15 protein-coding genes are annotated in these 19090 nt (G+C 64.9%); 7 read left to right on the top strand and 8 right to left on the bottom strand.

The genetic code is table 11. The features are described 5' to 3' along the window. Positions 1-135 precede the first annotated feature (135 nt). The 6 genes from H5J25_RS13060 (at position 136) to H5J25_RS13035 (ending at position 7454) form a co-directional block, all read left to right on the top strand. Positions 136-1587, top strand: a complete 1452-nt coding sequence (locus H5J25_RS13060; RefSeq protein WP_202091641.1) for an amidohydrolase — start codon at positions 136-138, stop codon at positions 1585-1587. After that, complete coding sequence (locus H5J25_RS13055) at positions 1584-2897, top strand: amidohydrolase family protein (protein ID WP_202091639.1); 1314 nt, start codon at positions 1584-1586, stop codon at positions 2895-2897. Before H5J25_RS13060 ends, H5J25_RS13055 begins: the two co-directional genes overlap by 4 nt. A 77-nt stretch (positions 2898-2974) precedes the next feature. Continuing rightward, positions 2975-3640 (top strand): pyrimidine 5'-nucleotidase, encoded by a 666-nt coding sequence (locus H5J25_RS13050; protein WP_202091637.1) that lies wholly within the window; start codon positions 2975-2977, stop codon positions 3638-3640. After that, positions 3637-4461: a 2,3,4,5-tetrahydropyridine-2,6-dicarboxylate N-succinyltransferase gene (gene dapD, locus H5J25_RS13045; RefSeq protein WP_202091635.1), complete on the top strand. Its 825-nt coding sequence runs from the start codon at positions 3637-3639 to the stop codon at positions 4459-4461. Before H5J25_RS13050 ends, dapD begins: the two co-directional genes overlap by 4 nt. Positions 4462-4522: 61 nt before the next feature. Beyond that, positions 4523-5491 carry a class II fructose-bisphosphatase gene (glpX, locus tag H5J25_RS13040; protein WP_202091633.1) on the top strand — a complete coding sequence of 323 codons (969 nt, stop codon included), beginning with the start codon at positions 4523-4525 and terminating at the stop codon, positions 5489-5491. A gap of 112 nt (positions 5492-5603) precedes the next feature. After that, positions 5604-7454, top strand: coding sequence for a CocE/NonD family hydrolase (locus tag H5J25_RS13035; protein WP_202091631.1), 1851 nt, complete (start codon positions 5604-5606; stop codon positions 7452-7454). A 3-nt stretch (positions 7455-7457) separates the two neighbouring features. Here H5J25_RS13035 and H5J25_RS13030 read toward each other — a convergent pair whose 3' ends face one another. The 5 genes from H5J25_RS13030 to H5J25_RS13010 form a co-directional block, all read right to left on the bottom strand. Then, positions 7458-8249, bottom strand: coding sequence for an ABC transporter permease (locus tag H5J25_RS13030; protein WP_202091629.1), 792 nt, complete (start codon positions 8247-8249; stop codon positions 7458-7460). Then, entirely contained in the window at positions 8246-9175 is a 930-nt protein-coding gene (locus tag H5J25_RS13025) for an ABC transporter ATP-binding protein (RefSeq protein WP_202091627.1), read from the bottom strand. Before H5J25_RS13025 ends, H5J25_RS13030 begins: the two co-directional genes overlap by 4 nt. A gap of 200 nt (positions 9176-9375) precedes the next feature. Next, the gene (locus H5J25_RS13020) at positions 9376-10122 is read right to left on the bottom strand and encodes a DsbA family protein (RefSeq protein ID WP_202091625.1); all 747 of its coding nucleotides are present in this window, start codon (positions 10120-10122) and stop codon (positions 9376-9378) included. Further along, the gene (locus H5J25_RS13015) at positions 10119-11468 is read right to left on the bottom strand and encodes a M48 family metalloprotease (protein WP_202091623.1); all 1350 of its coding nucleotides are present in this window, start codon (positions 11466-11468) and stop codon (positions 10119-10121) included. Before H5J25_RS13015 ends, H5J25_RS13020 begins: the two co-directional genes overlap by 4 nt. Before the next feature lie 569 nt (positions 11469-12037). Then, complete coding sequence (locus H5J25_RS13010) at positions 12038-14812, bottom strand: Rne/Rng family ribonuclease (protein ID WP_225883107.1); 2775 nt, start codon at positions 14810-14812, stop codon at positions 12038-12040. Positions 14813-15306: 494 nt separating this feature from the next. Here H5J25_RS13010 and H5J25_RS13005 point away from each other — a divergent pair, with 494 nt between their 5' ends. Further along, a complete protein-coding gene (locus H5J25_RS13005; protein WP_202091622.1) occupies positions 15307-16251 on the top strand; it encodes an N-acetylmuramoyl-L-alanine amidase family protein in 945 nt (314 codons plus the stop codon). Positions 16252-16363: 112 nt separating this feature from the next. On the opposite strand, the gene H5J25_RS13000 is transcribed toward H5J25_RS13005, so the two are convergent. The 3 genes from H5J25_RS13000 to tgt form a co-directional block, all read right to left on the bottom strand. Beyond that, positions 16364-17437 (bottom strand): cell wall hydrolase, encoded by a 1074-nt coding sequence (locus H5J25_RS13000; RefSeq protein ID WP_202091620.1) that lies wholly within the window; start codon positions 17435-17437, stop codon positions 16364-16366. Between the two features lie 299 nt (positions 17438-17736). Next, positions 17737-17940 (bottom strand): hypothetical protein, encoded by a 204-nt coding sequence (locus H5J25_RS12995; RefSeq protein WP_202091619.1) that lies wholly within the window; start codon positions 17938-17940, stop codon positions 17737-17739. A 16-nt stretch (positions 17941-17956) separates the two neighbouring features. Then, on the bottom strand, positions 17957-19063 hold the full coding sequence (gene tgt / locus H5J25_RS12990) for a tRNA guanosine(34) transglycosylase Tgt (protein ID WP_225883526.1): 1107 nt from the start codon (positions 19061-19063) through the stop codon (positions 17957-17959). Positions 19064-19090: the final 27 nt, after the last annotated feature.

Below are 19090 nucleotides of genomic sequence, written 5' to 3'. Positions count from 1 at the left end.
ATTAAACAACCCCGGCGAACATTTGGGTCCCGCAAATACAGAACTTATTTCCTGGACCCGTTGACAGAATGCGGAAGCTGCCGGATTTCTCGCGACATCGGAGCATAACCGAACCAGGTCGTAACAGGGGGAAGCATGGCAATCGGATTCAGGGCGAGCGGCTTGTCGTTTCGCGTCGGCGGCGTTCTTGCCGCGATATCGCTGCTGTCCGCCTGTGCGACGGACGGCAAAGCGGAAGGTCCGAAAAGCGCCAGCTCCTCGAAACAGGCCGCGCCGGGAATGGGCAAAGGATATTCGCACGATCCGTTCCCGTCGACCTACAAGGCGTATCCCGGCACGCCGACGCTGCTGACCAACGTCACCATCTTCGACGGGGAGGGCGGCACCCTGACGGGCGGATCGGTCCTGTTCTCCGACGGGAAGATCGTGGCGGTCGGCCAGAGCGTCGCTGCACCTGCAGGTGCGACGGTGATCGACGGTACCGGAAAGGTGGTGACGCCCGGCATCATCGACATCCACAGCCATCTGGGTGATTATCCGTCGCCCGGCGTCCAGGCCAATTCGGACGGGAACGAGGCGACCGGACCGGTGACGGCGGATGTCTGGGCCGAACATAGCGTCTGGCCGCAGGATCCGGGGTTCAGCCGCGCACTCGTCAATGGCGGCGTGACCACGTTGCAGATCCTGCCGGGTTCCGCGAACCTGATGGGCGGTCGGTCGGTCGTGCTCAAGAACGTCTATGCGCGTACCGAGCAGGGGATGAAGTTCCCCGGCGCGCCCTACGGACTGAAAATGGCGTGCGGCGAGAACCCGAAGCGGGTGTATGGCAGCAAGGGACGTCAGCCTTCCACGCGGATGGGGAATATCGCGGTCGATCGCCAGACATGGGCGAAGGCGGCAGAATACAAACGCAAGTGGGACAAGTTCGAGACGGATGGCGGCGAGGCGCCGACCCGCGACATCGCGATGGATACGCTGCGCGGCGTCCTGTCGGGCGAGATCCTGGTCCAGAACCATTGTTACCGTGCGGACGAAATGGCGATCGTCTTGGATATGGCCAAGGAGTTCGGCTATCAGGTCGGTGCGTTCCACCACGCCGTGGAGGCCTACAAGATCGGCGACCTGTTGAAGGCGAACGGCACCTGTGCCGCAGTCTGGGCCGATTGGTGGGGCTTCAAGATGGAAAGCTATGACGCCATCAGCGAGAATCTGGCGCTGCTGCAGAATGCCGGCGCGTGTGCGATGATCCACAGCGACGACGAGAACGGTATCCAGAGGCTCAATCAGGAAGTCGCCAAGGCGCTCGCTGCCGGGCGCCGGGCGGGCATCCAGATTTCCGACGCGAAAGCGTGGGAGTGGCTGACGATCAACCCCGCCAAGGCGCTGGGCATCGCCGACAAGACCGGTAGTCTGAAGCCGGGCAAGATGGCCGATGTCGTCCTGTGGAACGGCAACCCGTTCAGCGTCTATGCGCGGCCCGAGAAGGTGTGGATCGACGGCGCGATGCTCTACGACGCCAACAATCCCAAATTGCGACCGGTGTCCGATTTCGAACTTGGCCAGCCTGGCGCGGGAGATACGAAGTGAAGCGCCTCTTGCTGTTAAGCGCCGCCCCGCTTGCGCTCGGGCTGCTCGCCGCCCCCGCTGCCGCCCAGTCGGTCGCGATCGTCAATGCCAAGCTGGTCATCGGCGACGGCTCCGCGCCGATCGAGGGCGGTACGGTCTTCGTGCGTGACGGCAAGGTCGTGGCTGCCGGACGCGGCGTCGCGGTGCCCGCCAATGTGGAAACGGTCGATGCCGGGGGACGCTATGTCACGCCGGGGATCGTCGCCGGGTTCACGCGCATGGGTATCGTCGAGGTCGACGGGGTCGAACAGACCAACGATGCAGCCGCGGGCAAGAGCCCGTTCCACGCCGCGATCGACATTGCGCCTGCGGTGAACCCGAAGACGAGTTCGATCCCTCTGAACCGTGCGGAGGGGATCACGCGCGCGATCGTCGCCCCCGACAATGACGGATCGATCTTCGCTGGCATGGGCGCTGTGATCGACCTGGGTGCGGATCGCGACGCTGTGACGAAGCCGCGCGCGTTCCAGTTCATGGAATATGGCGAGGCCGGCGCGCGTGCGGCGGGTGGCAGCCGTCCCGCGGCGATCGCGCAATTCCGCAACGCGCTGGCGCAGGTGCGGGATTATTCGCGCAACCCGGCAGGCTATGGCGATGTCGGCAAGGAAGCGCTTCTGACCCGCGCGGATGCCGAGGCGCTGGTGCCGGTGTTTGCCGGGCGCATGCCGTTGCTCGTCCATGTCGAGCGGGCGTCCGACATTCTCGTGCTGATCGATCTGAAGCGCGAGCTTCCGGCGCTGAAGCTCGTACTCGTCGGTGCCGCGGAAGGCTGGACGGTCGCGCGGGAGATTGCGGCGGCGAACATCCCGGTGATCGCGAGCGCGCTGACCGACCTGCCTGCGTCGTTCGAGCAATTGAGTTCGACGCAGTCCAATGTCGGGCGGATGAAGGCAGCGGGCGTGACCGTCGGTATCGGCATGATCAACGATAACGAAGCGCGGCAGGCCCGTCTGGAAAAGCAATATGCGGGTAATCTGGTCGCCCTGACCAAGGTTCCCGGCGCGACGGGGCTTTCCTGGGACGCCGCGTTCGCCGCGATCACCTCCGTTCCCGCGGACACGATCGGCATGGGGGGCGAGATCGGTAGCCTGCGTCCCGGGCGACGTGGCGACGTCGTGATCTGGAGCAACGATCCGCTGGAATTGGATGCGGCGGCGATGTCGGTCTATATCGACGGCGTGAAGCAACCGCTGACGACACGGCAGGAATTGCTGCGCAATCGCTACATGCAGCCGCAGGAAGGGGCGTTGCCCAAGGCGTACGAACGGTAGGGGATAGCGCGGCCGGGCAGGCGGCACGGCAGGTGCCACCTTGCCCGGCGCGCCTGCGCGCCGTACAGCCGCGCGCGATGGACAAGCGCCTTTCCCATATCCGCAACTGGATCTTCGATCTGGACAATACGCTGTATCCGGCGAGCGCGCGATTGTTCGACCGGATCGATGCCAAGATGGGAGCCTATATCGCCAACAGGTTGGGCGTCGATCTGATCGAAGCGCGGCGGATCCAGAAGGGCTATTTCTACGGCCACGGGACCACGCTGGCTGGCATGATGGCGGATCACGGTGTCGATCCGCACGAATTCCTGGCGTATGTCCACGATATCGAGATGGACGTTCTGGAGGAGAACGCCCCGCTCGCAGCCGCGATCGCGAAGTTGCCGGGACGGAAGATCATCTTCACCAACGCCGACACGCCCTATGCGACCAAGGTGCTGGGTAGGCTCGGGCTGGGCGAATCCTTCGAGGCGATTCACGACATCCACGCGATGGATCTGGCCGCCAAGCCGCAGGCTTCGGCCTATGCCGGCCTGTGCGCGGCGTTCGACCTGGATCCGCACGCGTCCCTGTTCGCGGAAGACATGGCCCGCAATTTGAAGCCTGCGAAGGCGATCGGCATGACGACCCTGTGGGTAAATAACGGGTCCGAACAGACGCCGGACGAGACACACGAGCATGTCGACTTCATCACGGATGACGTGACCGACTGGCTTGAAACGATATTGGAGGCCGCATGAGCGACGCACTGCAGACGACCATCGATGCCGCGTGGGAAGACCGGGCGAATCTTGGCTTCGCAACGATCGGATCGGTCCGCGCTGCCGTCGATCAGGCACTGGAAATGCTCGATACGGGCGAGGCGCGCGTCGCCGAGCCCGACGGGCAGGGCGGCTGGCGTGTCAATCAGTGGCTCAAAAAGGCCGTTCTGCTCAGCTTCCGGCTGAACGATAACGAGATCATCGCAGGACCGGGCGCCGCCAACTGGTTCGACAAGGTTCCGTCGAAGTTCGAGGGCTGGGGCGAGAACCGGTATCGCGAGGCGGGCTTCCGCAGCGTGCCCGGCAGCATCGTCCGGCGCGGGGCGTTCATCGCCAAAGGCGCGGTACTGATGCCGAGCTTCGTCAATATCGGCGGCTATGTCGGCGAGAATTCGATGATCGACGCCTGGGCGACGGTCGGATCATGCGCGCAGATCGGGGCGAACGTCCACATTTCGGGCGGCGCGGGGATCGGGGGGGTGCTGGAGCCGTTGCAGGCCGATCCGGTGATCATCGGCGACGGCGCCTTCATCGGCGCACGGAGCGAGGTCGCAGAAGGCGTTCGGGTCGGCGAGGGTGCCGTGCTGTCGATGGGCGTGTATCTCGGCGCCTCGACCAAGATCGTCGATCGCTCGACGGGCGAAACCTTCCGCGGCGAAGTCCCGCCCTATTCCGTGGTCGTTCCCGGATCGATGGGCGGCGGGGACGGAAAGCCGAGCCTGTATTGCGCCGTCATCGTCAAGCGAGTCGACGCGCAGACGCGGAGCAAGACCAGCATCAACGAACTGCTACGCGACTGATCGTATCGACACGACCCGACACGCTGCCTAACGATTTTCGAAGACCAAGGGGATTTTCACGATGACCACTGCCGCCAGCCAAGTTCTCGACCGCGTTCTCGTCCTCGAAATGGTCCGCGTGACCGAGGCGGCGGCGGTGGCCGCATCCAAGCTGGTCGGTCGCGGCGACGAGAAGGCTGCCGACGCGGCGGCGGTCGAGGCGATGCGCGAGGCCCTGAACTCGCTGTACATGGACGGCACGGTGGTGATCGGCGAGGGCGAGCGCGATGAGGCGCCGATGCTGTTCATCGGCGAGAAGGTCGGCTCGGCAATCGGCAGCGGCCCCAAGATCGACATCGCGCTCGACCCGCTGGAAGGGACGACCATCTGCGCCACGGCCGGTCCGAACAGCCTTGCCGTGCTGGCGATCGCCGAACAGGGCGGGCTGCTGAACGCTCCGGATGTCTATATGGACAAGATCGCCGTCGGCCCGGGCTATCCAGATGGCATCATCGATCTGGACAAGTCGCCGAGCGAGAACGTTCGCGCCGTGGCGGCCGCAAAGGGTGTGGAGCCTTCCGAGATCATCGCCTGCGTGCTGGATCGTCCGCGCCACGAGAAGCTGATTGCGGAATTGCGCGGGCTGGGCTGCGGCATCATGTTGATCGGCGATGGCGACGTGGCGGGCGTGATCGCCACGACCAACCCGGATACGACGATCGATATCTATATGGGCTCCGGCGGCGCTCCTGAAGGCGTCCTGGCGGCGGCGGCACTGCGTTGCGTCGGCGGGCAGTTCAAGGGCCGGCTGCTGTTCCGCAACGACGACGAACGCGCGCGCGCGGCGAAGTGGGGCGTGACCGACCTCGACAAGCAATATGATCTGACCGAACTCGCCAAGGGCGACTGCATCTTCGCCGCGACGGGCGTGACCGACGGGTCGCTGCTGGAAGGCGTGAAGCGCAAGGGCGGGAAGATGACGACGGAAAGCGTCGTGATGCGGGCATCGTCGGGCACGGTCCGTTGGGTCAAGGGCGAGCACCGCATCTGAACGAACCCAAATGCGCGTGGGCAGCGGCTTCGTAGCGAGCCGCTGTCCACGCGAATTGACAGACCGGCCGGTGGCGATCCAAGCTTAGCGCTTTGATGCGGGGACGATCGGAATGCGGCGGCTGGGACTAGTATGTGCGGCGGCAGCGTTGGTCGCGGCGATCCCGTCGGGAAGGGCGCAAATCGGCCCCGCGCCTGTTGCGCAATCGCCCTTCACCTATGAAGAGGTGATGGTGCCGATGCGCGACGGTGCACGGTTGCAGACGGTAATCATTCGTCCCAGCTCGGCAAGCGCCGCGCTCCCGATCCTGCTCCAGCGGACGCCTTATGGGGTTCCCGGCGCGGCGCCGGCGGCGGTTCCATCGTCTTGGACCGCATTGGCAAGCGACGGCTATATCTTCGTCTTTCAGTCGATGCGTGGACGGTTCAAGTCGGACGGGGTTTTCACGCTGTCGACCGCAGTACACCCGAACGATCCGAAAGCCGTGGACGAAGCGACGGATGCGTATGACACGGTGGACTGGCTGATCCGCAACGTGAAGCCGAACAACGGCAAGGTGGGGATGTGGGGCGTATCCTATCCCGGTTTCGCCGCCGCGATCGCGCTGACGAAGCCGCATCCGGCGTTGAAGGCCGTATCTCCGCAGGCGGCGTGGAACGACTACTGGCAGAATGACGATCTGCATCGCAACGGCGCGCTTCGCCTCTCCTATGCGACAGACTGGCTGTACAGCCTGCAGGCGGACAAGACGCAGAACAAGAGCGTCACGTACGACACGGTGGATACGTACGACTGGTTCCTGAAACAGGGGCCGGTGGAAACGATCGACCGTGTGCATTTCAAGGGCGCGTCGCCGATGTTCACGGCGTTGCTGGATCATCCGAATAACGATGCATTCTATACCGGACAGCGATGGACGGACGCGCTGGGCAAGACGACGGTGCCGACACTGAACGTCGCAGGGTTCTGGGATCAGGAAGACCCGCTGGGATCGTGGAAGATCTACGCCAGGCAACAGGAGAACGACCCCGATCGCCTGAGCGTGATGGTCGCAGGACCCTGGGCGCATGGCGGATGGCAGGGCGATACGTCGATGCTCGGGCGGGTGCCGCTGGGCGGGAATAGCGGGGCGGACTTTCGCGACCAGATCCAGGCGCCGTTCTTCCGCTACTGGTTGCATGGCAAGGGCGCGCGGCCTGATTACCGGGCGCGGATGTTCGAATCCGGGTCGAACAGGTGGAAGAGCTATCCCGCCTGGCCGCCGAAGGAAGCGCAGGCGACCGATCTGTATCTGGGGGCGGACGGATCGTTGTCGTTCACCGCGCCGCGTGGAGAGGGGTGCCGCGACTATGTGTCCGACCCCGCAAACCCGGTTCCGTTCCGTCCGCGCCCGATTTCTCCGACCTATCCGCGCCCGGAATGGCGGTGGTGGGAAGCGGAGGACCAGCGCTTCGTCGATCACCGGCCGGACGTGTTGAGCTATGTCAGCGCACCGCTGACCAGCGATGTGACGGTGGCGGGGACGGTCGCCGCGCGGCTGATGGCATCGACCAGCGGGACCGACAGCGATTTCGTCGTCAAGCTGATCGACGTGCTACCGGACGATTACGCGCCATTCGACGCGAAGGCGCCGCTGGGGGCGTATCCGATGCAGCTGAACGGCTATCAGTTGCCTATCGCGATGGAGGTCCGGCGGGGCAAGTTCCTGACCAGCGATACGCATCCTCAACCGCTCGTGCCGGGCAAGGTCGTGCCGTGGGATATCTCCCTGCGCGACCATGACCATGTGTTCCTGAAAGGACATCGGATCATGGTGCAGGTTCAGTCGAGTTGGTTCCCGGTGATCGATCGCAACCCGCAGACATTCGTGCCGAACATCGCGCGGGCGAAGGCGAGCGACTTCGTCAAAGCGACCCAGCGCGTCTGTGCGGGCTCGAAGATCGTCCTGCCCGTTATCCGATAGTAGTCACTTCTTCATGCGCCAGCCGGTGCGGAAGATGACCGCGATGATCGCGAGGCACAGAACGAGGAACAGCGCCGTGACCCCGAGGCTGAGCGCGACGCTGACATCGCCCTTGTCGAAAAAGGCCCAGCGGAAACCGCTGACGAGATAGACGACGGGGTTGAACAGGCTGACGGTGCGCCACGGTTCCGGGAGCATGTCGATCGAGTAGAATGCGCCGCCAAGGAATGTCAGCGGGGTGATCAGCAGGGCGGGAACGAAGGAAAGCTGTTCGAAGCCATTCGCCCACACGCCGATAATGAAGCCGAACAGGCTGAAGGCGATGCTGGTCAGTACCAGGAAAGCGAGCATCGCCAGCGGATGCGCGATCGGCAGCGGTACGAACAGCTTGGCGGTCGCGAGGATGATCAGCCCCAGGATCACCGACTTGGTGGTCGCGGCGCCGACATAGCCGAGGACCATCTCCATCGCGGATACAGGCGCGGAGAGCAGTTCGTAGATCGTGCCGGTGAATTTCGGGAAGTAGATGCCGATCGACGCATTCGAGATACTCTGCGTGAGCAGTGACAGCATGATCAGGCCAGGCACTATGAAGCTGCCGTACCCGACGCCATCGACGCTCTGCATGCGGCTGCCGATCGCGCCGCCGAACACGACGAAATACAGCGACGTGGTGATGACCGGGGTCGCGACGCTCTGCCATAGCGTGCGCAGCGCACGCGCCATTTCGAAGCGATAGATCGCCCATACGCCGTGCGCGTTGAAGGTAGGCGCGTGGAAGCCGGATGCGCTCATGCGAGTTCTCCCGGCGCGGATACGAGATCGACGAAGATATCCTCGAGCGAACTGCGATGGGTTTCCAGATCGGTTACGGCGATGCCGAGCGATCCGAGTTTGGCGAGCAGCGCGGGAATCCCCTCATCCTCCGATACGAAGACGTAGCGCAGCTTCGTACCGTCTTCTTCGAGGGTCAGATCCCAGTCGGCGAGTTCGGGCGGCAGATCGCGTATCGGTTCGGCGAGCGAGACCAGCACCTGCCGCTTGCCGAGCCGCTTCATCAGCTCAGTCTTTTCCTCGACCAGCATCAGCTTGCCCTTGGCGATGACGCCGACACGGTCGGCCATCTCTTCCGCTTCCTCGATATAATGCGTGGTCAGGATGATCGTGACGCCCTTGGCGCGCAGCTTGTGGATCAGTTTCCACATGTCGCGGCGCAACGACACGTCGACGCCCGCAGTGGGCTCGTCGAGGAACAGGATGTCCGGTTCGTGGCTGAGCGCCTTGGCGATCAGAACGCGGCGTTTCATGCCGCCGGACAATTCCATAATCTTGGCATTGCGCTTGTCCCACAAAGACAGGTCGCGCAGCACTTCCTCGACATACGCATCATGCCCGGACTTGCCGAACAGGCGGCGGCTGAACTTGACGGTCGCGAGCACCGTTTCGAACATGTCGACGGACAGTTCCTGCGGAACGAGACCGACGATGCGGCGCGTGGTGCGGTAATCGCGGATCGTGTCATGGCCCATCACCGTCACGGTGCCGGAAGATGGTGTGACGATGCCGCAGACGATGCTGATCAACGTCGTCTTGCCCGCGCCGTTCGGACCGAGCAGCGCGAAGATCTCCCCCTTGGCGATGTCGAGATCGATCGGCGACAGGGCCGTGGTGCCGGAGCCGTATGTCTTCGACACGCCGGCGATCGAAAGAATGGTATCCAAGTGAGTCCCCTTATCGGCATCGAAGATGGGGTCACGGGGGGTGGGGTACAACTGGCTCATTTGACGAGCGACTGGTCTGGGGTGGTGAGGTCCGGGCGATATGTTGGGGTTTTGGCGCTGTGGTTCTGTAGCGCCAGGCTTCGACCCACCCCCGGCCCCTCCCTTTCAGGGAGGGGGGCAGAAGAAGGGAGGGGCCTCTTTCAGCTTCGTTCGCGGGCTTCCTTTACGGCTTTTTCCAGTTCTTCCAGCGGGAGGGCAGCGGAGACGACCTTGTCGCCGATGATCCAGCTTGGCGTGCCGGTCATGCCGAGGCGTTGGGCGATCGCGGTGTTGGTGGCGATCTCGGTCTCGGCGCGCGCGGACATGGCGCCAGCCTTCTTCATATCCACGCCGGCTTTCTTCGCGGCGGATTCCAGAGAATCGGGCGTTACCGGCCCGGCGGCGTAGAGCGCGTCGTGGAATGCCTTGAACTTCCCCTGGTCTGCGGCGGCGAGGCTGAGCCGGGCGGCGACCGTGCTTTCCGCGCTGAGGATCGGGAATTCGCGGAAGATGACCCGAACCTTGGGATCGCGGCGGATTAGTTCCGCGATGGTCGGGAGGCTCGACCGGCAAAAGCCGCAATTATAATCGAAATATTCGACCAGAGTGACGTCGCCATCGGGATTGCCGGCCCAGGCGGTGCCGAACGGTTCGAGGATCGCGGCGCGGTTTGCGGCTATCAGCTTGGCGTTTTCGCGCCGCTTAAGCCGGTCCATCGCCTCGGGGATGATTTCCGGATGATCGAGGACGTAATCGCGCACGACGGTTTCCACGCGCGCCTGATCCGCGCCCGAAAGCGATCCCGGCGCGGCGCGTTGCGCGATCCACATGCCGCCCGCACCGAGCAGCAGCGCCGCCGCTGTCACGCCGGCCAGCGCCAGCGGACGCTTCGTCAGGTTTTCGATCATCGGCGGTTCTGCTTCGGATTGTCGTCGATATCGTTCTGCGCGGTCATCGCGATGTCCTGTGCGCGGATCCAGTCCGACGAATTGGGGGTGAGACCCGCCATCGCACCACGTGCGGTGTAGGCGGCGAGCCGGGAGTTGCCGTTCTGGCTCGCCTGTTCCGCAGTGGCGAGCATCGCGCGTGCGGTATCTCCGGTCCGTTCGTAGACGGTGCCGAGCTGATACCAGGCGAAGGGATTCTGATCGTCGCGCTGCACCGCGCGGCGCAGCACGGACACCGCCTCGGGATAATTCTTCTTATCCTCGGTCGCGATCAGCGCGTGGCCGAAGGTGGTGGCGATCAGCGGCGAATTGTTCGACCGCGCAGTCGCCTCGCGCAGCGGGACCAGTGCTTCCGCCGGCTTGCCCGCCTCGAGCAGGATCTGGCCTTGTATCTCGAGGAAGAAGGCGTCGTTCGGGTCCGCCTTGATCAAGGCCGCCGCCTCGGCATCGGCCTTTTCGGGATAGCCGGACTTATGGAAGGCATAGGCGCGGGCGTAATGGGCGTACACGCTCTGGTCCGCTTCCGGATAGACGTTGAGCGTGATCTTCGGATCCGACACGTAGCCGCGCAGCTTCGCCTTCACGCGTTTGAAGCGCTCCTCCAGCGTCGGGTCCAGCTTCGCGTTCCAGGACGGGCCGCTCATCAGGTCGTTCTTGAGATTCTCCATGCGCTGGCCGCTGAGCGGATGGCTTTGCGCGAACGGATCGATGTTGCGCAGCCCGTACGCATATTCCTGGTTCTGCAGCTTGCGGAAGAAGGACAGCATGCCGCGACCGCTGACGCCGGACGTATTGAGGTATTTCGCACCGGCGGCGTCGGCGGTGGATTCCTGCACGCGGGTGAAGGCGAGGAACTTGCCCTGTGCCGCGGCCTGACCCATGCCCATGATCGCCATGCCGGCATCGCCCGCCCCCGCGACCGCTGCGGCGAGACCGACGACCATGCTGAGCAGCGAGATGCCCATTGCGGGCTTCGCGCCATTGTCCTGCAACACGACATGGCCGTCCGCGATATGGCCGAGTTCGTGCGCGATGACGCCCTGAACCTCGTTGGCATTGTCCGCCGCCTGGATCAGCCCCGAATGGACGTAGACCGTCTGGCCCCCGGCGACGAAGGCGTTGATCGAATCGTCGTTGATCAGGACGACGCGGACGTTGGCGGGGGACAATCCGGCAGCGACGATCAACGGCCGCGACATTTCCGCGAACATCGTTTCCGTCTCGGCATCGCGCAGGATCGATTGCGCGACGGCCGGTTGCGTCCAGACCAGAAGTGAAGCCGCGGCCAGCGCGACGAGACGTTTCATGCAGCCCATATCGTTGAGTTTCGCGTTCGAGGCAATCTGATGCCGACGCGTCGTGGGACCGCCGCTCTGAACGCGCGGTGAGCGGGGCGGGCGGTGTTGGAGCGTTCCGAGTCGAAGTTGACGAAGTTGACGACACGGTCGGCCCTTTGGTCATCCCCATGCGGGTTTCGATGTTGGGAAATGCGGGGGTCTGGCTGTTCGCAGGGTGCGCCATCGGTGGTTGGATGATGACATGGGGTGGGGGTGTAGGACAGCGGTTTGTGGGGGGCTTCTTTCTGCTCCCCTCCCTGGAAGGGAGGGGTTGGGGTGGGTGGATTTTGGGCGTGACGGGGTGTCGGGGGTAAGCGGGTTGCCGTCACGGATGGGGCGGGGTTTTCGGATGGGTGGTCGCCAGGAGCCGACCCACCCCAGCCCCTCCCTTTCAGGGAGGGGAGTAAGAGGGGGGGCTCCCTTTTAGGGAGGGGAGTTAGAAGCGGGGGGCGGGGGAGCTTTCCCGGCAGACATTAGGCCGAACATGAAAAAGGCCCCCTCCCGGGTGGGAGGGGGCCTGTTCGGTCGGTCCTAGGCGATCAGGCGCCGAAGGTGCGTTGCCACCAGCCGCGGCGGGGGCTGCCGGCTTCGCCCGGATCGGCGTCGATTTCACGCTCCAGCGATTCGGGGACTGCCGGGGCGGTGTCGTTCGCCGGTTGCTCGGCGGCAGGTGCCTCCGCCTCGACCGGAGCGTCCGACTTCTTGGCGCGTGGCTTGCGCTTCGGCTTGGGCGCGGGTTCTTCCGAAACCGGCACGTCCATCATGGCCGGGCTCTCGACCGCTGGGGCTTCGGCCGGAGCGGCCTCGGCGGTCGCGGCCTTGCGGCGGCTGCGCTTCGGCTTGGCCGGGGCTTCCGGTTCGGCTTCGGCGGCAGGCGCTTCTGCTACGGTCGCGTCCACGACCGGCGCGGCCTCTACCGCAGACGCGGCATCGGCAGTGCGGGCGCGGGGACGGCGACGACCCTTCTTGGGTGCGTCCTCGACCTCGGCGGCGGGGGCTTCCGGTTCTGGTTGTGGGGCGGGTTCGGCCACAACTGGAACCTCGTCCGATGCGTCGAGCGCCGGTGCGGTTTCGCTGTCGAGTGCGCGTTCGCCCTCGTTCCGGCGACCGCCGCGACGACCGCGACGTCCACGACGACGACGGCCCTCGCCTTCCTCGCCATTCGCCACCGGCTGTTCGCCGACGAATTCGGCCGGAGCCTCGCCATCCGTATCGGCATCGGTTTCGATGTCGAGCGCTTCGCCGCCTTCGACGTCCAGGCTTTCGCCTTCGACGCCCTCGACCGACGCTTCGCCGTTATCGCCTTCGGTGCGGTTGCGGCCGCGACGTCCGCGACGGCGACGACGCTTGCGCCCGCCGCCTTCATCGTTCGATTCGTCCGCCGAGCGCTCGGGGCGGTCGCCACGATCACGCGGTGCGCGCGTGACGCGCGGTGCCTCTTCCTCCTCGTCCTCGACCTCGATCTCGTCCTCGATATCCTCGGGATAGTCTTCCTCGACTTCCTGGATCGGGGCGGCGAAGCGCGGGGCGTGCGCGGGCGGCGGGCCGGCGACTTCGACCGACATGCGTGCGCCTTCGGCTTCGCCGTCCGCGGTCACTTCGACGGTGACGCCATAGCGATCCTCGATCTCGGCGAGTTCGCCACGCTTGCGGTTGAGCAGGTAGAAGGCGGCTTCCATGCTGGCGTGCAGCGTCAGGACCGAGCCGCGACCCTGCGCCGCCTCGTCCTCGATCAGGCGCAGCGCGCTGAGACCGGCGGAGGATGCGGTGCGGACCAGGCCGGTGCCTTCGCAATGCGGGCACTGGCGGGTCGAGGCTTCGAGCACACCGGTGCGCAGGCGCTGGCGGCTCATTTCCATCAGGCCGAAGCTGGAGATGCGGCCGACCTGGATGCGGGCGCGATCGTTCTTCAGCGCGTCCTTCATCGCCTTCTCGACCTTACGGACGTTCGATCCGTTATCCATGTCGATGAAGTCGATGACGACGAGGCCGGCCATATCGCGCAGGCGCAACTGACGCGCGATTTCCTGCGTCGCTTCGAGATTGGTCGCGGTGGCGGTCTGTTCGATCGAATGCTCGCGCGTCGACCGGCCGGAGTTGATGTCGATCGACACCAGAGCCTCGGTCGGGTTGATGACGAGATAGCCGCCCGATTTCAGCTGGACGACCGGGTGGTACATCGCGCCCAGCTGATCCTCGACATGCGCGCGCTGGAACAGCGGCACGGCGTCGGAATAATGCTTCACCTTGCGCGCATGGCTGGGCATCAGCAGCTTCATGAATTCGCGGGCCTGACGGTACCCGTCCTCGCCCTCGACGATGACCTCGTCGATATCCTTGTTGTAGATATCGCGGATCGCGCGCTTCAACAGGTCGCTGTCGCCGTACACCAGAGCCGGGGCGGACGAAGCGAGCGTGGTTTCGCGGATACCGTCCCAGAGGCGGGCGAGATAATCGAAATCGCGGCGGATTTCCTGGCGCGTGCGCTGCAGCCCGGCGGTGCGGACGATGCAGCCCATCGACGGCGGCAATTGCATGTCTGCCATGATCGACTTCAGGCGCTTGCGATCGCCGGCGTTCGAGATCTTCCGGCTGATGCCGCCGCCATGCGACGTGTTGGGCATCAGGACGCAGTAGCGGCCGGCGAGCGACAGGTAGCTGGTGAGCGCCGCGCCCTTGTTGCCGCGTTCTTCCTTGACGACCTGAACCAGCAGCACCTGACGGCGGCGGATCACGTCCTGGATCTTGTAGCGGTGACGCAGGTTGCTGCGGCGTTCGCGCAGATCCTCGACCGCGGCATCGGCTGCGCTGCGCTTGCCACGACGGCGCGGGCGCGCTTCGCCGGCGTCTTCCGCAGCGACTTCGGCCTCTACGCCGCCATCGTCCTCGAACCGCTCGACCGACTCTTCGTCGATGTCGTCGGCGTGATCGTCGCCATGATCGTCCTCCGCAAGACCGTCATCGTCGTGCAGTTCGTCGTCTTCGTCGAGATCGTGTTCGGCGCGAAGGGCTGCCTCTTCGGCAGCGTGCTCGGCCTCTTCACGCAACAACGCGTCGCGATCTTCCTTCGGTATCTGGTAATAATCGGGATGGATTTCGCTGAAGGCGAGGAAGCCGTGGCGATTGCCGCCGTAATCGACGAACGCCGCCTGGAGCGACGGCTCCACGCGGGTGACCTTGGCGAGATAGATATTACCCTTGAGCTGCTTGTGCTCCGAGGATTCGAAATCAAATTCCTCGATACGGGTTCCGTTGACGACGGCCACCCGGGTCTCTTCCCGGTGGCGCGCGTCGATCAGCATACGCATTGTCATGTAATAGTCTCCGGGCGCGCGGTCCGGAACCGGTCAACGGCCGCCGCGCGCGATTGTGATGCGGCGACGCGGTGGCGGATATGCCGCCCAAATGCGTGCCGACGTTTGAAGGGGTAGAGTTGGTCAATACTGCCTCTGTCCGCACTGCACGCCCCGGCATCTGGCCCTGGGCACCTGCCACGTCCGCGCTCCCGCCGGCAAAAGCCGGGCGGAGCGGAGGGCAGGGGAAATGCATCATGCGAACGTCAACCTGGATGGTGCCGCCGGGGATCCGGTGTGGCCAAGAGAACCGGAAAGCATGTGTCACGCTTTTCCGGTGCAATATCGTGACTAGCATCACCTGATACAGACGGCAACCGGCACGTTCGGAGCCGCTTTTGCGGCAATTTAATGGCTAACGACCCGTTAACCATAATAGTGTATAAGGCGCGAAATACGCGTGGCTTTATTGGGGGCCCGTCGTTCGTGTAAACTCGTACCGGGGCCACCCGCCGATGGATTGTGATTCGATCGCCGCATTGTCCGCGCGGCACGGCAGGCGCCTGTCGCTGATGCTCGCGGCGCTGGCCTGCGTCGTCGCCCAAGGGGGTGCCACGGCGAAGACCGTCGTGCCGGACGAGCGGACAGCGGCGCGTGCCGTTTCCAGTTACGGCGGGCCTGCGCCGTCGCGGAAATACCAGGTGTCGCGCGCGGTGCCACGGGCGGTGAAGCGCCTGCCGCTGCCGCGCATCTATGGCGACGACGCATCTCGTCCGCTGGTGGTGATCGACGCGGGCCATGGCGGGCCGGACCCGGGCGCGATCTCTCCCACCGATGGACTGCGCGAGAAGGACGTGACGCTGCGGATCGCGCGCGCGATCCGCGACGAGCTGGTCCGGTCGGGCCGGGTGCGCGTGGCGCTGACCCGCGACACCGACCGCTTTCTCGTCCTGCAGGAACGATACGGCATCGCGCGGCGGTTGAAGGCGAGCCTGTTCATCTCGATCCATTGCGACAGCGTGGGATCGGGCCTCGCCAGCGGCGCTTCGGTCTACACGCTGTCGGAAGTCGCGTCGGACAAGGAATCCGCCAAGCTCGCGGCGCGCGAAAACAAGGCGGATATCATCGGCGGGATCGACCTGGGCGGGACGGCGAACGACATTTCGTCGATCCTGATCGACCTGACGCAGCGCGAGACGATGAATTCCTCGGCGAGTTTCGCGCGGCTGCTGGGTCGGGAAGCGCAGTCGCTGATCCCGCTGAAACCCAATTTCCACCGCATGGCGTCGCTGATGGTGCTGAAGGCGCCGGACATGCCGTCGATCCTGTTCGAGACGGGCTATATCTCCAATCCGAGCGACGCCGCCTTCATCGATTCCAGCGACGGGCGCAAGCGGATCGCGGAGAGCGTGCGGCGCGCGGTCGAGGTGTATTTCGCGCGGCGGCTGACAGGGGGTTGAGCGGATGACTGCCTAAGCTCCGTTCGTTTCGAGCGAAGTCGAGAAACGCAAGCCGCGCACCTCGCGACGATTTCTCGACTTCGCTCGAAACGAACGGTGTTGGCAGGCGAGATCATTGCAAGGGTTTGCCCGAATCCTTCCAGCGGTCGAGTATCTGGTTGTCGTCGGGGCCGGCGGACGTGGGCGCACCCGGCGCGGGTTTGTAGCCGGCGATCGGGGTGCCGCTCTGGATATAGGCCGGCTGGATCGTGGTGGGGGCCGGGGCGGATATGGGCGGCGCGACCGCCGGCTTGGCGAGCGTTGCCGCGAGCGTGACCGGCGGGGTCGGAGCCGATGGCGTGAATTCGGGGATAAGCGTACGGGGATGCGGGCCGGGCACGGGCTCCCCGCCGCGATAGACCTGACGGAAGGCCTGCGGCGTCCCCCAATAGCCTTGCCAGCGATGGAAGAAATGCGCGCCGATCGCCGCCGTCATGACGAGGCTGCGGTTCCACGAAGGCTTGACCGCATAGGTATGATAATGCGTCGCTTCGCCGACACCGGCGAAGACCGATCCGTTCAACGCGGCAGCGGCGATGCGCAGCGCGCGCTTCCATTGCGACCAATCCGGGCCGCGCGCCATCGACCCGTCGCACGCATAGGAGAACTGGCACCCCGTGCCGCGCTCCGTGCCCTGATAGACTACGCCGCAGACCGTCGCCGGGAAGGCCGGATGCCGCACGCGATTGAGGATGACCTGCGCGACGGCGCGCTGGCCGTCTTCGGTTTCGCTCGCAGCCTCGTAATAGATGGCGGCGGTCAGGCATTCGAGCGCGCGTCCACGATCTATGGCGCTGGCGAGGCGCGTGGAAAAGGGCTGTGCGGCGGCGACGGTGTCGTCCGAGGCGACCGCGATTCCTTCGGGCGGAATCGGCAAGTCGGGCAGGGCTGCCGTGCCGGTCGCGCCGGAGGCGGGGGCCGCAAGATCGTCCGCGGCGTAGAGATATGCGGCGCCGGGAAAATGATCCTCGGCCTCGTAACCGGTCACAGAGAGGGCTTGGCGAGAGGTCGCGAGTGGTGGCGTGGCGAATGCGCGGAGTGCCGCATGCGCGGACAGGCTGGCGCAGATCAGCACGACAAGGCCGGTCGCGGCGATACGGGGGGACAAGTGCGCGCGCAGCCAGGGGAGAATCGCGGTCGGTGTCACGCTTGCAGGCAATTCCCTTGCGCCGACTCATGGGCGAGCGGCTTCCGGAGCGCTTAGCCGGATAGAGTTAAATTTCGTTCTGCGGTGGCGGCGGGATGGCTCGGGAATAATAGCCAAGCCCGAACGCTTTGGTTGGCGTTGGGTGTGAGTTTGTCCTCACGCCGCTGACACGCGAGCCCAAGACCCATGTTCGTGCGGCGCTTGTCGAAGGGCGGGTTCGGGCAGGTGCTTCGACACGCTCAGCCCGAACGGTGTCTGTTGAAGCATCGGCTTGGCCCGACCCTCCCGCGCGCTTCCGCTCAGTCCTTCTTGTTGCGCCCCGCGAACATCATCGCGGCGGCCACCGCGGCCGAGCCGATGCCCACGCCGATGCCGATCGCGCCGAGCGGCCAGTTCTTGGAGATATCCTTCACGTCCTTGGGACCCGCGCGCTCCTCGGCGGCCTTGTGGTGCTTTGCAGCGGCGACGATTTCATTGGGTTCGTCGGGTTCCTGATCGGACATACTGGTCTCTCCCTTTTCACTTTTCACCGCGATATTCCGCGCGGAATCGATTGGCAAACAGGCTCAACGTTCCATCGGCGATCGCGCTCCGCAGATCGGCCATCAGCGCCTGGTAGAAATACAGATTATGCTCCGTCATCAGCATCGCGCCGAGCATTTCGCCCGAGCGGACGAGATGATGGAGATAGGCGCGTTCCCACGTGGCGCAGACCGGGCAGGCGCAGGCGGGATCGAGCGGTCCGCGATCTTCGCCAAACTTCGCGTTGCGGATGTTGATCGGCCCGGCGCGCGTGAACGCCTGGCCGGTGCGACCCGATCGCGTGGGCAGGACGCAATCGAACATATCGATGCCGCGTTCGACCGCGCCGACGATGTCGGTGGGCTTGCCGACGCCCATCAGATAGCGGGGCTTGTCCTCCGGCAACTGGCCTGGCGCGAAATCGAGGCAGCCGAACATGGCCTCCTGACCTTCACCAACGGCAAGGCCACCGACCGCATAGCCGTCAAAGCCGATGGCGGTGAGTTCGCCCGCACTTTCGGCCCGCAGCCGTTCGTCCAGTGCGCCTTGCTGGATCCCGAAGATCGCGGCGTTGGCGGCATGATCGCCACCGCCATCGAAGGCATCCCGGCTGCGTTTTGCCCAGCGCATCGATCGCGCCATTGCGGCCGCCTGAACCTCGCGCGTCGATGTCGTGGGCACGAGTTCGTCGAACGCCATGACGATATCGGACCCGAGCAGGCGCTGGATCTCGATCGATCGTTCGGGCGACAGCATGTGCCGCGTCCCGTCCAGATGGCTCTTGAAGGTCACGCCATTTTCATCGCGCTTCGTCAGGTCGCTAAGGCTCATCACCTGATAGCCGCCGGAATCGGTCAGGATCGGGCGGTCCCAGCCCATGAACGTGTGCAGCCCGCCAAGCCGCGCGACGCGCTCGGCAGTGGGGCGCAGCATCAGATGATAGGTGTTGCCGAGAATGATGTCCGCGCCGCTGCTGCGGACGTCGGCGGGCTTCATCGCCTTGACCGTGGCGGCGGTGCCGACCGGCATGAAGGCCGGCGTGCGGATCGCGCCGCGACGCATTGCGATCTCGCCAGTGCGAGCCTTGCCGTCGCGGGCGGATATGGTGAAGTCGAAACGGGGGGCATGAGG

This window comes from Sphingomonas aliaeris, assembly GCF_016743815.1.
GTDB lineage: Bacteria > Pseudomonadota > Alphaproteobacteria > Sphingomonadales > Sphingomonadaceae > Sphingomonas > Sphingomonas aliaeris.
The sequence above is the reverse complement of the archived record's forward strand: the minus strand, read 5'-3'. Positions and strand labels throughout refer to the sequence as shown.